This is a genomic window from Denitrificimonas halotolerans (assembly GCF_034259425.1).
GTDB lineage: Bacteria > Pseudomonadota > Gammaproteobacteria > Pseudomonadales > Pseudomonadaceae > Denitrificimonas > Denitrificimonas halotolerans.
This window is the reverse complement of sequence record NZ_JAXIVU010000013.1, coordinates 20,842-37,329: the sequence shown is the minus strand read 5'-3', so window position 1 is coordinate 37,329 and position 16,488 is coordinate 20,842. Positions and strand designations below refer to the sequence as shown.

Annotated in this window: 17 protein-coding genes; 10 read left to right on the top strand and 7 right to left on the bottom strand. The window is 44.3% G+C overall.

Translation table 11 applies throughout. The annotated features are described in order from the left end of the window. Positions 1-130 precede the first annotated feature (130 nt). Both TOI97_RS09690 and TOI97_RS09685 read left to right on the top strand, forming a co-directional pair. Positions 131-1,936 carry a phenylacyl-CoA dehydrogenase gene (locus TOI97_RS09690; RefSeq protein WP_321553920.1) on the top strand — a complete coding sequence of 602 codons (1,806 nt, stop codon included), beginning with the start codon at positions 131-133 and terminating at the stop codon, positions 1,934-1,936. 227 nt (positions 1,937-2,163) lie between these two features. Beyond that, positions 2,164-3,942 (top strand): acyl-CoA dehydrogenase C-terminal domain-containing protein, encoded by a 1,779-nt coding sequence (locus tag TOI97_RS09685; RefSeq protein ID WP_321553919.1) that lies wholly within the window; start codon positions 2,164-2,166, stop codon positions 3,940-3,942. Between the two features lie 158 nt (positions 3,943-4,100). Here TOI97_RS09685 and msrA read toward each other — a convergent pair whose 3' ends face one another. After that, positions 4,101-4,718: a peptide-methionine (S)-S-oxide reductase MsrA gene (gene msrA, locus TOI97_RS09680; protein ID WP_321553918.1), complete on the bottom strand. Its 618-nt coding sequence runs from the start codon at positions 4,716-4,718 to the stop codon at positions 4,101-4,103. Positions 4,719-4,890: 172 nt separating this feature from the next. Here msrA and hemE point away from each other — a divergent pair, with 172 nt between their 5' ends. Continuing rightward, complete coding sequence (hemE, locus tag TOI97_RS09675; protein WP_321553917.1) at positions 4,891-5,958, top strand: uroporphyrinogen decarboxylase; 1,068 nt, start codon at positions 4,891-4,893, stop codon at positions 5,956-5,958. 66 nt (positions 5,959-6,024) lie between these two features. Here the strand turns inward: hemE and TOI97_RS09670 are convergent, their stop codons facing one another. Further along, entirely contained in the window at positions 6,025-6,336 is a 312-nt protein-coding gene (locus tag TOI97_RS09670; RefSeq protein WP_321553916.1) for a hypothetical protein, read from the bottom strand. Between the two features lie 268 nt (positions 6,337-6,604). Here TOI97_RS09670 and ampD point away from each other — a divergent pair, with 268 nt between their 5' ends. From ampD to mnmE, 7 genes are all read left to right on the top strand, one after another. Further along, on the top strand, positions 6,605-7,180 hold the full coding sequence (gene ampD / locus TOI97_RS09665; protein WP_321553915.1) for a 1,6-anhydro-N-acetylmuramyl-L-alanine amidase AmpD: 576 nt from the start codon (positions 6,605-6,607) through the stop codon (positions 7,178-7,180). Continuing rightward, entirely contained in the window at positions 7,177-8,007 is an 831-nt protein-coding gene (gene ampE, locus TOI97_RS09660) for a regulatory signaling modulator protein AmpE (RefSeq protein WP_321553914.1), read from the top strand. The genes ampD and ampE overlap by 4 nt, the downstream gene beginning before the upstream one ends. A gap of 448 nt (positions 8,008-8,455) precedes the next feature. Then, complete coding sequence (gene rpmH / locus TOI97_RS09655) at positions 8,456-8,590, top strand: 50S ribosomal protein L34 (protein WP_022967041.1); 135 nt, start codon at positions 8,456-8,458, stop codon at positions 8,588-8,590. A gap of 16 nt (positions 8,591-8,606) precedes the next feature. Beyond that, positions 8,607-9,008 carry a ribonuclease P protein component gene (gene rnpA / locus TOI97_RS09650; protein ID WP_321553913.1) on the top strand — a complete coding sequence of 134 codons (402 nt, stop codon included), beginning with the start codon at positions 8,607-8,609 and terminating at the stop codon, positions 9,006-9,008. Then, positions 9,001-9,240, top strand: a complete 240-nt coding sequence (gene yidD, locus TOI97_RS09645) for a membrane protein insertion efficiency factor YidD (protein ID WP_321553912.1) — start codon at positions 9,001-9,003, stop codon at positions 9,238-9,240. Before rnpA ends, yidD begins: the two co-directional genes overlap by 8 nt. A 2-nt stretch (positions 9,241-9,242) precedes the next feature. Further along, entirely contained in the window at positions 9,243-10,982 is a 1,740-nt protein-coding gene (yidC, locus tag TOI97_RS09640; RefSeq protein WP_321553911.1) for a membrane protein insertase YidC, read from the top strand. A 78-nt stretch (positions 10,983-11,060) separates the two neighbouring features. After that, positions 11,061-12,428: a tRNA uridine-5-carboxymethylaminomethyl(34) synthesis GTPase MnmE gene (mnmE, locus tag TOI97_RS09635; protein WP_321553910.1), complete on the top strand. Its 1,368-nt coding sequence runs from the start codon at positions 11,061-11,063 to the stop codon at positions 12,426-12,428. 94 nt (positions 12,429-12,522) lie between these two features. Here mnmE and wrbA read toward each other — a convergent pair whose 3' ends face one another. The 5 genes from wrbA to TOI97_RS09610 form a co-directional block, all read right to left on the bottom strand. Then, positions 12,523-13,122 (bottom strand): NAD(P)H:quinone oxidoreductase, encoded by a 600-nt coding sequence (gene wrbA, locus TOI97_RS09630; RefSeq protein WP_321553909.1) that lies wholly within the window; start codon positions 13,120-13,122, stop codon positions 12,523-12,525. Between the two features lie 135 nt (positions 13,123-13,257). Beyond that, the gene (locus TOI97_RS09625; RefSeq protein ID WP_321553908.1) at positions 13,258-13,956 is read right to left on the bottom strand and encodes a pirin family protein; all 699 of its coding nucleotides are present in this window, start codon (positions 13,954-13,956) and stop codon (positions 13,258-13,260) included. Positions 13,957-14,003: 47 nt separating this feature from the next. Further along, positions 14,004-14,963, bottom strand: coding sequence for a quinone oxidoreductase family protein (locus TOI97_RS09620; protein WP_321553907.1), 960 nt, complete (start codon positions 14,961-14,963; stop codon positions 14,004-14,006). A 182-nt stretch (positions 14,964-15,145) separates the two neighbouring features. Next, positions 15,146-15,598 (bottom strand): DoxX family protein, encoded by a 453-nt coding sequence (locus tag TOI97_RS09615; RefSeq protein ID WP_321553947.1) that lies wholly within the window; start codon positions 15,596-15,598, stop codon positions 15,146-15,148. A gap of 289 nt (positions 15,599-15,887) precedes the next feature. Continuing rightward, on the bottom strand, positions 15,888-16,481 hold the full coding sequence (locus TOI97_RS09610) for an RNA-guided endonuclease InsQ/TnpB family protein (RefSeq protein WP_321553906.1): 594 nt from the start codon (positions 16,479-16,481) through the stop codon (positions 15,888-15,890). Positions 16,482-16,488: the final 7 nt, after the last annotated feature.

Here is a 16,488-nt window from a genome sequence, read left to right as displayed (position 1 = left end):
GTAAGTTTCAAACAGTCGTTTGATTAAGTTATTTATGAGCACTCATCATTGTGCTGCTCAATGCAGGCCTAAAATCAATGAGCTAGGTCTAATTAATATAAAAAAGTCTCCACTGTAGAGGTTTATAGCTATGGCTGAATACAAAGCTCCCTTGCGCGACATCCGCTTCATTCGTGATGAGTTGCTCGGGTACCCAGAACACTATGCAAATCTGCCTGGCTGCGAAGACGCAACTCCAGATATGGTCAGCGCCATTCTTGAAGAAGGCGCAAAATTCTGTGAAAACGTAATTGCCCCACTGAACCGTGTCGGTGATACAGAAGGCTGTACTTGGTCTGCAGAAGGCGTTAAAACCCCTACAGGCTTTAAAGAAGCTTATCAACAGTACGTTGAAGGTGGCTGGCCGAGCCTTGCTCATGATGTCGCCTATGGTGGTCAAGGTTTACCAGAATCATTGGGGATGACCATCAGTGAAATGGTGGGGCAAGCAAACTGGTCATGGGGAATGTACCCAGGTCTCTCTCATGGTGCTATGAACACCTTGCATGCTCACGGTACTGAAGAACAGCAAGCCACTTACTTAACAAAACTGGTATCAGGTGAGTGGACAGGTACCATGTGTCTTACAGAATCTCACTGCGGAACCGATCTAGGTCTACTGCGTACAAAAGCAGAGCCCCAAGAAGACGGCAGTTATGCTATTAGTGGCACCAAAATCTTTATCTCTGCAGGCGAACATGACCTAGCGGACAACATTGTGCACATCGTATTAGCACGTATTACCGGTGCCCCAGAAGGTACCAAAGGTATCTCACTGTTCATCGTACCTAAGCGTTTACCTGATGCAGAGGGAAACGCTGGTGATAACAACGGCGTGCAATGTGGCTCTATTGAACACAAGATGGGTATCCACGGTAACGCAACTTGCGTAATGAATTTTGATAACGCCAAAGGCTTCCTTATTGGCCCGGAGAACAAAGGGTTGAACTGCATGTTCACCTTTATGAATACAGCCCGCTTGGGTACTGCACTGCAAGGTTTAGCCCACTCTGAAGTAGCTTTTCAAGGTGGTATCGAGTATGCCCGCGAACGCCTCCAGATGCGCTCATTAACAGGGGCAAAAGCACCTGAAAAAGCAGCTGACCCCATTATTGTGCACCCTGATGTACGTCGCATGCTGCTCACCATCAAGGCCTTCACCGAAGGTAATCGTGCACTACTGTACTATGCAGCTCAACAAGTCGATATTATGCAGCGCAGCACTGACGAAAATGAGCGTATCGCTGCTGATTCGATGCTGGCATTATTAACTCCGATCGCTAAAGCCTTTATGACTGAAGTAGGTTTTGAATCAGCTAACCACGGCGTACAAATTTACGGTGGTCATGGCTATATCTCTGAGTGGGGGATGGAACAAAACGTACGTGATAGCCGTATTTCTATGCTGTATGAAGGCACCACTGGTATTCAAGCGTTGGACTTACTTGGTCGTAAAGTTCTGATGACCCAAGGTGAAACCTTAAAAGGCTTTACCAAGGTTGTGCATAAGTTCTGCAAAACCAATGAAGAAAATGAAGCACTTAAAGAGTTCATTACACCACTCGCCGAGATCAATAAAGAGTGGGGCGAAATCACCATGAAAGTGGGGATGGCAGCCATGAAAAATCGTGAAGAAGTTGGTGCAGCATCAGTCGACTACTTGATGTACAGTGGTTATGCCTGCTTAGCCTATTTCTGGGCTGACATGGCTCGTGTTGCAACAGAAAAGCTTGCTGCAGGTACCGATGAAGAAGCTTTCTACAAAGCTAAAATCCAAACTGCTCGCTTCTACTTTGCACGATTACTACCACGCACTCGTGCTCATGTAGCTGCAATGCTGTCAGGCGCAGATAACTTAATGGATATGGCCGAAGAAGACTTTGCTCTGAGCTATTAATCCTTAAACACACTAAAACCTTAACAACCCGTTGAATGAAGTGTTTGATACATCTCATTTAACGGGTTTTTTATTAAAACAAACAAAACTATTTAGTCATAAAAAGAGCTTGTTAGTTTTAAAAGTTTATTAATGTACACTCAAAATACGAACAACCCTTACTAAAATAAACAGCCTGATATTGTGTCTTTACACAGCCTAACTGGCGTAATCAAGAGGACTTCCACATGGCCGACTACAAAGCACCTTTACGTGACATGAGTTTTGTACTCAACGAAGTGTTCGAAGCAGGTAAGCTTTGGGAGCGACTTCCTGCATTGGCAGAAAGCGTTGATACTGAAACAGCCAGCGCCATCTTAGAAGAAGCTGGTAAAGTTGCTGAAGGCTCCATTGCACCTACCAACCGTATCGGTGATGAAGAAGGCTGCAAATGGAATGATGGTGTAGTCACCACTCCAGCAGGTTTTATTGAAGCCTATAAAACCTATGCTGAGGGAGGCTGGGTCGGAGTCGGTGGTGACCCTCAGTTTGGCGGCATGGGCATGCCTAAAATGATCACTGCACAAATTGAAGAGATGATTAACTCTGCCAACTTGTCATTTGGCTTATACCCAATGCTGACTGCTGGCGCGTGTTTATCAATCCATGCGCATGCCAGTGAAGCTTTAAAAGAAAAATACTTGCCAAACATGTATAACGGCTCGTGGGCCGGTTCAATGTGCTTAACTGAGCCCCATGCAGGTACAGATCTCGGCATTATTCGTACTAAAGCAGAACCACAAGTTGATGGCAGCTACAAAATCACCGGTACCAAAATTTTCATCACTGGTGGTGAGCATGACCTTACCGAAAATATCATCCATTTAGTGCTAGCTAAACTACCTGACGCCCCTGCTGGCGCTAAAGGCATTTCATTATTTTTAGTCCCTAAAATAATGGTCAAAGATGATGGATCTCTCGGTGAAGCTAACAACTTATCCTGTGGCTCAATTGAACATAAAATGGGAATCAATGGTTCAGCTACTTGTGTTATGAATTTCGATAACGCTACCGGCTATATCATTGATGCGCCCAACAAAGGCTTAGCAGCAATGTTCACTATGATGAACTATGAGCGTCTAGGTGTTGGCATCCAAGGTTTATCTTTAGGTGAACGTTCTTACCAGAGCGCCATTGAATACGCTAAAGATCGTATCCAAAGCCGAGCCCCAAGCGGCACCGTAGCACCTGACAAACAAGCTGACCCAATCATAGTTCACCCTGATGTACGCCGCATGCTACTTACCATGAAAGCCTTCAATGAAGGAGGACGTGCCTTCTCAAGCTACGTAGCCATGCAACTGGACATTGCAAAATACAGTGACGACATAGAAATGCAAAAGCGTGGAGCAGAATTAGTCGCTTTATTAACCCCCATTGCTAAAGCATTTTTAACAGACGTTGGTTTAGAATCCACTATTCATGGTCAGCAAGTTTTTGGCGGTCATGGTTATGTACGTGAATGGGGTCAAGAACAGCTGATTCGTGACTGTCGTATTACACAAATTTACGAAGGCACCAACGGTATTCAGTCGTTAGACTTGGCTGGCCGTAAGGTCGTGGCCAACGGTGGCGTTTTTTACCGACATTTTTCTGATGAGGTTAAAGCCTTTATCGCTACTGCCGATAATAAGCTTTCTGAATTCACTGAACCGCTTAAAACAGCCATTGTAAATCTCGATGATTTAACTGCTTGGTTACTTGAACAAGCTCAAACCAATCCAAATGAAATTGGTGCTGCCTCTGTTGAATACTTACACGTCTTTGGTTATACAGCCTATGCTTATATGTGGGCAATGATGGCAGCTGCAGCACAAGATAAAGAAAAAGAAGATGACTTCTATGCTAGTAAACTAGGTACAGCGCGCTTCTTCTTTGCTCGCTTATTACCGCGTATCCATTCGCTTACTAGCTCAGTCAAAGCTGGTAGTGAAAGCTTATACTTGTTAGCCCCTGAGCAGTTCTAACTCCCTATAAACGGCCAGTCCTAGAAAATATAGGCTGGTCGTTTAAACATATATTGATCCTAGCCAATACTCAAAACAGCCTAGGCAACTTATCCACAACCGTTTTAACAATGACCTAGCAGAATTCCCTCACCTCTAAAGTGGTGGGTAGTTAATCCTTAATACATCACCCCAGTCCCACGAAGACCACAGTAACCTTGTGGGTTATGAGCAAGGGATTGCTGATGCATGGTTTCGGCGTAATAAAATACAGGAGCCATTTCTATGTCGGTTGTGATACTGGCACCACCAGCAGTGATTAAACGTTTTTGATAATGTACACAACTGGCTTGCGCTTCTTCTAATTGCTCTCGACTCATACAGTAAATCACTGAACGATATTGGCTGCCCACATCATTGCCTTGACGCATTCCTTGGGTTGGATCATGTGACTGCCAAAATACTTGTAACAGTTCAGAGAAAGAGATCTCTGATGGGTCAAAAACAACCAATACAACTTCAGCATGCTCGGTTAAACCACTGCATACCTGCTCATAGTTGGGTTTGAGTGTGTTACCACCAGCATACCCCACAGCCGTAGTATACACGCCGCGCTGCTGCCAAAATCGACGCTCAGCTCCCCAAAAGCAGCCCATCCCAAATAATACGCACTGGTAATGCTCAGGAAAGGGCGGAAAAATAGAACGCTGCAGCACAGCATGCTCAGGCATTCCTCTCTGACCATCACCTTCTGCCGCCACTACAAATAAACTGTCATCGATCAATGTATTCTTCATTCTCAGCCCCTAGCTAATATGCTTATAAGTGTATGATGCGCTAGACTAGTACCTTAACAAGCCTATTGTTGCAGTTGACCTAAACTCTGCTTACTACACACTTTCCTGGTGATTCGTGCCTTTGGTAAGCAAATTTGCGACAATAACCTATTAATCTCTATTGGACGCTAATATGACTGCTCTGAAAAATGATCGTTTTCTCCGCGCCCTGCTCAAGCAGCCGGTTGATGTTACACCTGTATGGATGATGCGTCAGGCAGGCCGCTACTTACCAGAGTATAGAGCGAGCCGTACACGTGCAGGAGACTTTATGTCTTTATGCATGAATCCTGAAATGGCTTGCGAAGTAACTTTACAACCATTAGAACGCTTCCCACTCGATGCCGCGATTCTTTTTTCAGATATTTTAACCATCCCCGACGCAATGGGCTTAGGTCTATACTTCGAAACAGGTGAGGGTCCTAAGTTCAAAAAAATTGTTGACACCCCTGAAGCCATTGAAGCGCTACCCATCCCTGACCCTGAAAAAGATCTCGGTTATGTCATGGATGCTGTGCGCACTATTCGTCATGAATTAAACGGACGCGTACCCCTGATTGGTTTTGCTGGCAGCCCTTGGACTCTTGCTACTTACATGGTTGAAGGTGGTTCTTCAAAAGACTTCCGCAAAAGTAAAGCCCTGCTTTACGATAATCCGCAAGCTATGCATATGCTGCTAGATAAGTTGGCTCAATCAGTGACCACTTATCTTAACGCGCAAATCTTAGCCGGTGCACAAGCAGTGCAAATCTTTGATAGCTGGGGTGGTAGCTTATCTTCAGCAGCATACCAAGAGTTCTCTTTAGCCTATATGCAGAAAATCGTTGACGGTTTAATCCGTGAACATGAAGGCCGTCGTGTCCCTGTGATTCTATTCACAAAAGGTGGTGGCCTATGGCTCGAATCCATGGCAAACACTGGTGTTGAAGCTCTAGGTTTAGACTGGACTTGTGATATGGGAGAAGCCCGTAAACGTGTCGGCGATAAAGTTGCCCTACAAGGTAATATGGATCCAACTGTTTTATATGCAAACCCTGCTGCTATTGAAACAGAAGTAGGCCGTATTTTAGAAAGCTACGGTTCGGGTCCTGGCCATGTTTTCAACCTCGGCCACGGTATTACCCCTGAAGTCAAACCTGAACATGCTGGTGCATTCATCAATGCAGTGCATGACCTTTCTGCTAAATATCACCAAGGTTAATTGCATAACCTGTGGATAACTAAGGCCGCATTTGCGGCCTTAGTTGTTTTTGACATCCTCCCCGACCTAAAGGACAGAGATTCCTACTGCTAGACGACCATGCCTAGCCGCGAGAATGTTACGTGCCGCGTTGATATCGCGATCGTGAGCGCCGCCTGATTTGCGCCAGTTCAGCCTCTCTTTATTAAACTGCTTACGGCGCGTGACATACTCACTCGCGATGCACTGTAAGGTTTGGCTGTGCAACCCCAGCTCTTTACCCGCGCCCTTGGTGTAATGGTGCATGTCAAAAGCAGACAAAAACACGCCACACTCTTTAATCGAGCGTTGACTTAATTCATTAACAAAGTTCCAGACGAAATTAACGCTTCTTGCCATTCTATTAAGCAAAGGCACATGTCTGTCTCGGACTCGGACTCGGACTCGGACTCGGACTTTCAATGTTTTGGTATGCTTTATAATGCTGTATACAATACCAGTATCAACCTCTAGTGCAAAAGCTTTAGCAGCCCTCGCTATCCATCCTCGCACTCAAAGTACGAGGGCTTAAGCGATTTTGATAACCGCTACTGTCTATGCTATTCATAGCCTTGATGGCACAGTAGGGTACTTACGCCTCCGACTAACATGCTTACAGGATATTTTTATGCAACCTGAGTGCCCTTTAAATCTTGACCCCAATACTGGTTGGATCAGCGGTATCAAACACATACCATCAGAAAATTGTAATGCACGCCCCTCAGCAGAAATCTCATTATTAGTTATCCACAATATCAGCTTACCTCCAGGACAGTTTGGGACTGATATGGTGGAGGCTTTCTTTACCAATCAGCTTCCTATTAATGCTCACCCGTACTTTGCAGATATTGCCCATCTGAAAGTCTCTGCACATTTTTTTATTAAACGCACAGGCTCTATCACTCAATTTGTAAGCTGCTTAGATCGTGCTTGGCATGCAGGTGTGTCTAACTTTCAAGGACGCGAAGCCTGTAATGACTTTTCATTAGGAATCGAATTGGAAGGGGAAGATCATAGGCCCTATACAGAAGCGCAGTATAAAAGCCTAAATCAACTGATTAATGAACTCATCAAACACTACCCAATGATCACTTCTGAACGTATTTGCGGTCACAGTGATATTGCCCCTAAACGAAAAACCGACCCTGGTCCTGCATTTAAATGGCAGAACATAGCGGCAAAACAGCTTGGAGAAATACTATGAGTTTTCTGGTCCTTATTCTAACCATCTTGCTAGAAAAACTATCTCACTGGAGACAGATGTTACAAAAAGACCAATGGTGGTATGAGCAACTGCAGCGCTGTCACAAGCTCCTTTCTAAACAACACACCTTAGCCCTACTGTTAGCTCTAAGTTTACCGCTTATAGCCTTAGCCCTTGTCTTAGTAAGCTTAAAATCAGTTGCATATGGACTGTTACTGCTACCAGTGCACCTTATCGTTCTTATGTACAGTCTAAGTCGCGGTGACGTACGTGTTGCTTTAGGACCTTTTACCGATGCTTGGCGCCGACAAGACACCCAAGCAGCCAGTCTTGCAGCCCAAAGAGATCTACTGATTCAATCTGAAGAACCTGCAGGATTATTGCAAGCAGTACAAGGTCACCTCCTTTGGCAAGGCTTTCAAGGATTCTTTGCCGTCATCTTTTATTACATCATTGCAGGTCCTATAGCTGCGTTATTTTATCGTCTACTGGTCCTGACTTCAGAGCAGTCTAATTGGCCACAAGCTGCGGGAAAGGCCACTCGTATATTGCATGCTTTGAACTGGATCCCCGTGCGTATATTGAGTTTAAGTTTTGCTTTATTAGGTAATTTCATCACCGTCAGCCGAACACTCACACCGGATTTACTGTGTATAACAGAACCTGCTGATAACCTCATTAGCAAGACAGGACGTGCTGCAGTTGAAGCAGAAAACAATGCTTTAGGGATACAAGGCACGGATACTTTAAATGATATTTGGCTGTTATTAATACGCTCAGCAGTCTTGTGGATAGCTTTTTTAGCCTTTTGGACGTTATTTTTCTAAGCATATTTACAGTTTTAAACTCTGTGGAGAACTCAAGCTAAACCCAGTACAACAAACTGTGGATAACTCTGTTAGCAAAACACCTGTGGATAACTTCACTACTTATGCACAGCTTATAGACTCTTAATGCACACTTAGAACACTTCTTCAGCACAACCTATAAATCCTAATAAGGTACTGATTTCATTAGGATTATTTGTATTATCCACAGAAAAATGTCTCAGTAGTAGTAACAGCATTAATAAGCTTTATATATTCATTTTTAATTCTATTTATCTTGAATTACACGTTAAAAAATAAAATTTTTTAAAACAGGTAAAACATAAATAGGTAAACAAATGCTGCAGACAATTGACCTAAGGCTCAGCATTCTCTAGAATTGCCGGTCTATTTAACGGGGACCACTTCGGGCCCCCCTTTTGCCCAAGAAGTCACCAGGTAACGAATTATGAAACGTACATTCCAACCAAGCACACTCAAACGCGCTCGTAATCACGGTTTCCGTGCTCGCATGGCAACTGTTGGCGGTCGCGCAGTTATTCAGCGTCGTCGTGCCAAAGGCCGTAAGCGTCTGAGCGCATAATCCAAGCGAGTACAGCATGAATCTGGGCTTTGGCCGAGAAAAGCGTCTGCTTACACCAAAGCAGTTTAAGGCTGTCTTTGATTCTGCAAAGTATAAAGTACCAAGCAAGAGTGTCTTGTTACTTGCTCGTGATAACCAACTCGGACATCCACGTCTCGGGTTGGTTATTGGTAAAAAAAGCGTAAAACTTGCTGTTGAACGCAATAGAATAAAACGGCAAATACGGGAATCATTTCGTCTCAATCAAGATCTGTTGAGTGGGATAGATATCGTAATTGTCGCCCGTAGGGGTATTGCTGATTTGTCTAATATTGAGCTTAAAAAACAGTTCGATAAAATGTGGAAGCGCTTGGCTCGCCAGGTTTCAACAACAAAGCAAACAGCTAAAGTCGATTCAACAGGGCAGGCCAATGCGTAAATTGGTCATCTTGCCAATTAAGTTTTATCGTTATGCAATCAGCCCAATGATGGCAAGTCATTGTCGTTTTTATCCAAGCTGTTCAGCATATGCTATTGAAGCTATTGAACAACATGGTGTAATACGGGGCGGCTGGTTAGCTACTCGACGACTTGGACGTTGTCATCCTTGGAATTCGGGCGGTTTTGATCCCGTACCACCTTCTTCCTGTTCATCTTCTACGGCCGAGTAACTATGGATATCAAACGTACCATCCTGCTCGTTGCCTTAGCTGTTGTGTCTTATATGATGGTTCTTCAATGGAACCAAGACTACGGCCAGGCACCAGTAACAGCTGCGACCACGCAATCTACTCAATCAGCACTTGCCAGCAATTCAGATGCCCCAATTGTTGCAGGTAATGATGATTTGCCCGTTGCTGTGAATGAGTTAACGCAAGACCCTACACTAGTCAATAATAGTGTTAGCAATGATCTAATTTACGTACAGACCGATGTATTACAGTTAGCCATTGATCCCAATGGTGGCGATATTGTTGAATTAAAACTCAGCCAATACCCACGTAATGCATCTAACCCTGATATTCCGTTACAGCTATTTGAAAACAGTAACGAACGCGTTTATGTTGCTCAAAGTGGTTTAGTAGGCGCTAATGGTCCAGATGCCCGTGCTAGTGGTCGCCCTCTGTACAGCGTTGCTCAACAAAAGTTCACCTTAGAAGATGGACAACAACAGCTCAATGTTGATCTTTCTTTCCAAGAAAAAGGCATTCATTATACTAAGCGCTACACTTTTCACCGGGGGTTAAACGGAGAATGTTCTACGCGCGATATCAGTCAACGTAAAGTTGAATGCATTAACGATCAAGCCTATCAAGTTGATTTAACCTACCTTGTGGATAACCAGAGCGAACAAGAGTGGAAAGGTAATTTATTTGCCCAACTCAAGCGTGACGGTCAAGGTGATCCTTCATCAACCACAGCTACAGGTACTGCAACATATTTAGGTGCTGCTTTATGGACACCTGATGAGCCGTACAAAAAATTATCCATGAGCAATATGGATGATAAACGTTTCAGTCAAGCCATTCATGGTGGCTGGGTTGCTTGGTTACAACATTACTTTGTAACAGCTTGGGTACCTAACCCAGAGCAAACCAACCAAGTGACTACACGTAAGGATTCACAAGGTAATTACATTATTGGCTATACCACACCAGCAATGGTTGTTGCGCCAGGTCAGCATGCACAAGCAACTGCAACCTTGTATGCAGGTCCCAAAATTCAGAGTCACTTGAAAGCTTTGTCACCAGGTTTAGAATTAACTGTTGACTATGGCTTCTTATGGTTTATTGCTCAGCCAATCTTCTGGTTACTGAGTGTTATCCACAGCATCTTAGGTAACTGGGGATGGTCAATTATTGTCTTGACTATTTTGATTAAGCTAGCTTTCTTCCCGCTCTCAGCTGCAAGTTATAAGTCCATGGCACGTATGCGTGCTGTTGCTCCAAAAATGGCTGAGCTTAAAGAGCGTTATGCTGATGACCGTCAAAAACTGTCGCAAGGCATGATGGAGTTGTACAAAAAAGAGAAGATTAATCCACTTGGCGGCTGCTTACCGATTTTGGTACAAATGCCAGTATTCTTATCTTTATACTGGGTTCTGCTAGAAAGCGTCGAGATGCGTCAGGCACCTTGGATGTTCTGGTTAACTGACTTATCCAGTAAAGACCCATACTTTATTTTGCCAATTATTATGGGCTTAAGTATGTTTGTTCAGCAAAAACTTAACCCAACACCACCGGATCCAATGCAAGCTAAAGTGATGAAGCTATTGCCTATCATCTTTACTTTCTTCTTCCTTTGGTTCCCTGCTGGTTTAGTATTGTACTGGGTGGTTAACAATCTCCTGTCCATTGGTCAACAGTGGTACATTACTCGTAAGATTGAAAAATCAATGGCGGCAACTAACTAAGGTTAGTCGAACCAATCGAGTTCACAGCGCCCCTTTTTAGGGGCGTTGTGCTTTGTAAATATTGTTGAGGAAAATCTTATGCCAATGTCGCGTGACACCATCGCTGCTATTGCTACAGCTCAAGGACGTGGAGGGGTAGGGATTGTTCGAGTTTCCGGACCTTTGGCCCGGCAGATAGCTCAGCAGATGACAGGGCGTGAACTCAAGCCACGTTATGCTCATTACGGTCCTTTTTATACGGAAGAGCAGCAGGCATTAGATGAAGGTTTAGCTTTATATTTTTCTAGTCCCAATTCATTTACGGGAGAAGATGTATTGGAGCTACAAGGCCATGGTGGTCCTGTAGTGTTAGATATGTTGCTGCAACGTTGTGTTGATTTAGGTGCACGTTTAGCCCGTCCAGGTGAGTTTAGTGAGCGTGCATTTTTAAATGATAAGTTAGATCTAGCCCAAGCAGAGGCCATTGCTGACTTGATTGAAGCGAGCTCTGCACAAGCTGCACGTAATGCCTTACGTTCTTTACAGGGTGTTTTTTCACAACGGGTAAATGCTTTAACTGAACAGCTGATCAGTTTACGTATTTATGTGGAAGCTGCGATTGATTTTCCAGAAGAAGAAATTGATTTTTTAGCTGACGGTCATATTTTAAAGCTACTGACTGATGTGCAAACCGAGTTGAAAGAGGTGGTACGTGAAGCAGGACAAGGGGCACTATTACGCGATGGTATGAGTGTAGTCATAGCAGGTCGTCCGAACGCTGGAAAATCCAGTTTACTTAATAGCTTAGCGGGTTATGAAGCAGCTATTGTCACTGATATTGAAGGCACTACTCGAGATATCTTGCGAGAACATATTCACATTGATGGGATGCCATTGCACGTCACTGACACTGCTGGCTTACGCACCACCGCTGACCAGGTAGAAAAAATTGGTGTGGAGCGGGCACTTAAAGCCATTAATGAGGCCGATCGTATTTTACTCGTGGTGGATGCCAGTTCGCCTGAAGCGCATGACCCCTTTGCCTTATGGCCTGAATTTTTGGAAAGCACGCCGAATCCAGAAAAAGTAACTTTGATTCGCAATAAGGTTGACCTTTCAGGTGAACCTGTGGATATCTCTAGCAGTGCTGATGGCCATGTCACCTTAAATCTTTGCGCACGAACAGGTGAAGGTTTAGATCTACTACGTGAGCACTTAAAGAATTGCATGGGCTATAGTCAAACTGCAGAAAGTAGCTTTAGTGCTCGACGTCGTCATTTAGATGCTTTAAAGCAAGCTGAAAAATACTTAGAAAATGGTTATCAACAATTGATCCATGCAAGTGCTGGCGAATTATTAGCAGAGGATTTGCGTATGGCACAACAAGCGTTGGGAGAAATTACTGGAGCATTTAGTGCCGATGATTTGTTAGGTCGAATTTTCTCGAGCTTTTGTATCGGAAAGTGAAGACATGCTTAAGGTAACTTAAAAGTCACCTTAAGCATGCTAAAAAATCTAAAAAGCTGAGGCTTTCTACTCTGTATCTAGCCTAAAATAGGACTTAAGATCTCACTTTTTTCGTAATTTGAGCAACATGTGCGCCTTGGTGGCGGGCAATGCTTAATTCACGAGGATCAGGTTGGCGTGAGCCGTCACCAGCAGCAATAGTTGAAGCACCATATGGTGTTCCGCCTCCTACTTGTGAGATATCAAAGAGTTCTGGGGTGGTGTAACCGATGGGGACAATAATCATGCCGTGATGGGCCAATGTGGTCCAAGTTGAAGTGATAGTCATTTCTTGGCCACCTCCAGTACCTGTTGAAGTAAAGACGCTAGCAACTTTACCTGCTAACGCACCTTTAGCCCAAAGCCCACCTGTTTGATCTAGAAAGTTACGCATTTGTCCGCTCATATTGCCAAAGCGTGTGGGTGTGCCAAAAATAATGGCGTCGTAATCAACCAGTTCCGCAGGAGTTGCAATTTCTGCTGCTTGATCCGTTTTACCGCCTGCTTTTTTAAAAATTTCAGCGTCCATAGTTTCGGGGACACGTTTAACCGTTACCTCAACACCGGCCACACTGCGTGCACCGTCGGCAACTGCATTGGCCATTGTTTCGATATGTCCGTACATAGAATGATAAAGAATCAATACTTTGGTCATTTATATCACCTCTTGTAAGACTTACTTATGGGCGTTTTAATCCTTAGCGTGTGACTCGCAGTGTATTCCCGATGGGAAAATATAAATTAATTTGTACAGTGAAAACCAATTCATATCAACTACAAATAACACACTCTATGCGACATCCACCAGCACAATTTCGCTATCTTGTTTAGCACTCACTTTCAGCAAAGATTCATTATGGATTGCCACACCATCACCAGCACTTGCGATAATACCGTTAATCTCGATCTGACCACTGGCAGGAACCAGATATACTTTACGACCAGCGGTAATCTGATATTCAGTGCTTTGCCCAGTTTTGAGTGTTGCCGCCACTAAGCGAGCATTGGCACGAATCGGTAACGCCGCTTTATCTCCAGGTAAACCACTGGCTAAAGTGACAAAAGAACCGCTGCGTTCACCTTTGGGAAAAGGTTTAGTACCCCAAGTCGGTGGTAAACCTTGCTCATTTGGCATAATCCAAATTTGAAAGATCTGGGTTGCCACATCTTCTTCATTCATTTCACTATGTGCAATACCTGTTCCTGCGCTCATCACCTGAACATCACCGGCTTCAGTGCGACCACGGTTACCAAGGTTATCTTCATGGGTAATTGCACCAGAGCGTACGTAAGTAATAATTTCCATATCTCGATGAGGGTGCGGTGGAAAGCCTGAGTGTGGGGCGATGGTGTCATCATTCCAAACACGTAAATGTCCCCAGTTCATGCGTTGCGGATTGTAATAATCAGCGAAAGAAAAATGGTGGCGTGTATCTAACCAGCCATGATGAGCTCCACCAAGCTCGTTATAAGGTCGTAGTTCAATCATTGTAAAGCCTCCTGCTGAGATGAAATGTAATCAGCCAAATTATTGAGTCATGGAATCAGAACAATTTTTTCTGCCGCGCCAGCGCTAACCTGTTGATAAGCTGTAATCGCTTGCGATAGTGGTAGTTCAATGAAACCAGTGGGAGCAGGCAGGTCAGCGTCAAATGCTTCGCCAATATGCTTTAGCATCTGAGCACACTCTTCTAAGCTATAGAGCAACGAATTAATGCCTACAATAGAACCGCCACGGCGATACAGATTCAAGGACGACAAGCTGATTACACCTTCTTTCGGTGCAGCAATAATTGCTACGCGCCCAAAGGTGTCAACAGTACTTACTGCTGCATTCAACCAGAAACCTGTGGTTTCAAAGATCACCTCAGGTGCTTGTTGTTGAAAATACTGTCGCGCTTGTTCTGCTAATAACCCTTCCTCGGTTAACTGAAAGGCTTTGATACCTTGCTCTTGTAGGTTGTGCACAACCTCTGCACGACGTGCTGCCATGACGATGTCAGCACCTCGAGCTTGAGCTAAAACCTGTGCAGCTTTGGCCACCGCCCCTGCACCTATAATTAAAAACCGTGTACCTGCTTTAACTTGGCTGCGTTCAAGTGCGTCCCAAGCTGTAATAAAAGGAACGCCACAGGTTGCTGCTTGTGCAAACGTTAGAGATTTAGGTAACGGCGTAACAGCATTGACCGGCACGCAGACATACTGTGCATGACAACCATCACGATAAAAGCCAAAACCTTTTCCACTTCCCCCCCATACAGCTTGCCCTAAAAGTTCTTCGGGACCTTCAACAACTACACCAGCAAAGTCTCGTCCAGGTACGCGCGGTACTGTAGTGTAAGGAAATAAACCTGAAATATTTTTAATATCGCTAGGGTTCACTCCGGTAGCACGTACTTCAACCAGTACTTCGCCTGCAGCAGCTCTAGGCTTAGGCAGTTTTTTTATGTGCAATGAATCTAAAGAACCTGTGGCGGTAAATTGTAAAGCTTGCATAAGAGACCTCAGTCACTGAGTAAAGCCATAAGCGGCATCTTGGTTAGTTTTGTAGCTTAAATCATCAATATGTATTGCTGATTTTGACCAGTTGGCATCTTCATTGGGTGCTGAATGAATGGGTATTATTTGGTTAAACCCGAAGTTAAGTACCTTCGGGCTCATTTCGTACTAATTGGTATTTAAAGCGAACCGATGCGATCTTTTAATTTATGATCCAACGATAATTTACCGCCACCGTTTAATGCTAAGGCAATGGTGATAGCTAGTAACGCTAAACCAAACTCATAGCCGTTATTGCTCATAAATAATCCATTTGGCAGGTGGACCGTAATAATTGCGACCAACATAGTCATTGCTAGTACTAATGCTGCGGGGCGCGTTAATAATCCAAGCAACAGTGCAATACCACCAAAGAATTCTGCGCTACCTGCCGCCAGAGCCATCAAGTAGCCCGGCTCTAAACCTATTGATGCCATCCATTGGCCTGTCCCTTCTAAACCGTAGCCACCGAAACTCCCAAATAATTTTTGTGCGCCATGGGCTACAAAAATAACCCCAGCAATTAGACGCATTAGCAAACTGCTAAGGCTATTGTCCGTTGTAAGTACTCGCTGAATAAAAGCTTTATTCATCATGTTATCTCCTAAATGCATCAGTAATGTTGTTTGATTTGTCTACTATATTGCAATGATTACACAGATAATAACGGAACATTTTGACCTTTATGCTCAATAAAACTGAATTGTTTTTTTTATACAAGGTGCTGCTTGATACCTCGTTGTAAGATCTGCAGGTGTCAGATCTAAGAGCATGAACTTACAGTACATGCAACATTGCTTACAGGCGAATACTTTCCAAGTAAAAATTAAAGAGGAGGAGGCTTAGCACCCAGGTGAAAGGAAGGTTGACATCCTCCCCGACCTAAAGGACGGGGATTCCTACTGCTAGACGACCATGCCCGGCCGCGAGAATGTTACGTGCCGCGTTGATATCGCGATCGTGAGCGACACCACACCCACTGCACGTCCATTCTCTTATTCCAAATCCTGCGATACCTTTCAGCCTCGATTCGGGAAAATTGCCACAACTCGAACAGGTTTGGGTGGTGTATGCCTCGTCAACTTCCTTTAAAAAAATGCCTGCGTGAGCGCATTTATAGCCCAGCATTGTTTTTAATTGACCCCAGCCAGCGTCCAGCACTGACTTGGCCATCGTGGTTTTAACGAGTTTTAAACTACTGACATTGCCCACATAGATTTCACCGCAGCGGTTGACCAGCGTGCGGCTGAACTTGTGCAGTGCATCTTTTCTACGGTTAGCAATCTTGGCGTGAAGGGTTTTGACTTGGGTTTTATTTCTAGCCCGTTGTGCTATGGCTAATTTTTCCTCAAGGCCACGATAGAAGCGGCCCGCTTCTAGCTTGGTGCCATCCGAGCAGGTGGCTGTATCAGTTAAGCCAAGGTCAATACCGATGCGATCTTGGCCGACGGGTATCTCTGCCTGCACATCCACCACTACATTG

Bases quoted from the DNA above. Each gene is read 5' to 3' on its own strand.
- ampD (WP_321553915.1), top strand. From the start codon at position 6,605: ATGCAACCTGAGTGCCCTTTAAATCTTGACCCCAATACTGGTTGGATC.
- TOI97_RS09690 (WP_321553920.1), top strand. From the start codon at position 131: ATGGCTGAATACAAAGCTCCCTTGCGCGACATCCGCTTCATTCGTGAT.
- msrA (WP_321553918.1), bottom strand. From the start codon at position 4,718: ATGAAGAATACATTGATCGATGACAGTTTATTTGTAGTGGCGGCAGAA.
- yidC (WP_321553911.1), top strand. From the start codon at position 9,243: ATGGATATCAAACGTACCATCCTGCTCGTTGCCTTAGCTGTTGTGTCT.
- TOI97_RS09625 (WP_321553908.1), bottom strand. From the start codon at position 13,956: ATGATTGAACTACGACCTTATAACGAGCTTGGTGGAGCTCATCATGGC.
- rpmH (WP_022967041.1), top strand. From the start codon at position 8,456: ATGAAACGTACATTCCAACCAAGCACACTCAAACGCGCTCGTAATCAC.
- wrbA (WP_321553909.1), bottom strand. From the start codon at position 13,122: ATGACCAAAGTATTGATTCTTTATCATTCTATGTACGGACATATCGAA.
- TOI97_RS09615 (WP_321553947.1), bottom strand. From the start codon at position 15,598: ATGAATAAAGCTTTTATTCAGCGAGTACTTACAACGGACAATAGCCTT.
- yidD (WP_321553912.1), top strand. From the start codon at position 9,001: ATGCGTAAATTGGTCATCTTGCCAATTAAGTTTTATCGTTATGCAATC.
- rnpA (WP_321553913.1), top strand. From the start codon at position 8,607: ATGAATCTGGGCTTTGGCCGAGAAAAGCGTCTGCTTACACCAAAGCAG.
- ampE (WP_321553914.1), top strand. From the start codon at position 7,177: ATGAGTTTTCTGGTCCTTATTCTAACCATCTTGCTAGAAAAACTATCT.
- mnmE (WP_321553910.1), top strand. From the start codon at position 11,061: ATGCCAATGTCGCGTGACACCATCGCTGCTATTGCTACAGCTCAAGGA.
- TOI97_RS09670 (WP_321553916.1), bottom strand. From the start codon at position 6,336: ATGGCAAGAAGCGTTAATTTCGTCTGGAACTTTGTTAATGAATTAAGT.
- TOI97_RS09685 (WP_321553919.1), top strand. From the start codon at position 2,164: ATGGCCGACTACAAAGCACCTTTACGTGACATGAGTTTTGTACTCAAC.
- TOI97_RS09620 (WP_321553907.1), bottom strand. From the start codon at position 14,963: ATGCAAGCTTTACAATTTACCGCCACAGGTTCTTTAGATTCATTGCAC.
- hemE (WP_321553917.1), top strand. From the start codon at position 4,891: ATGACTGCTCTGAAAAATGATCGTTTTCTCCGCGCCCTGCTCAAGCAG.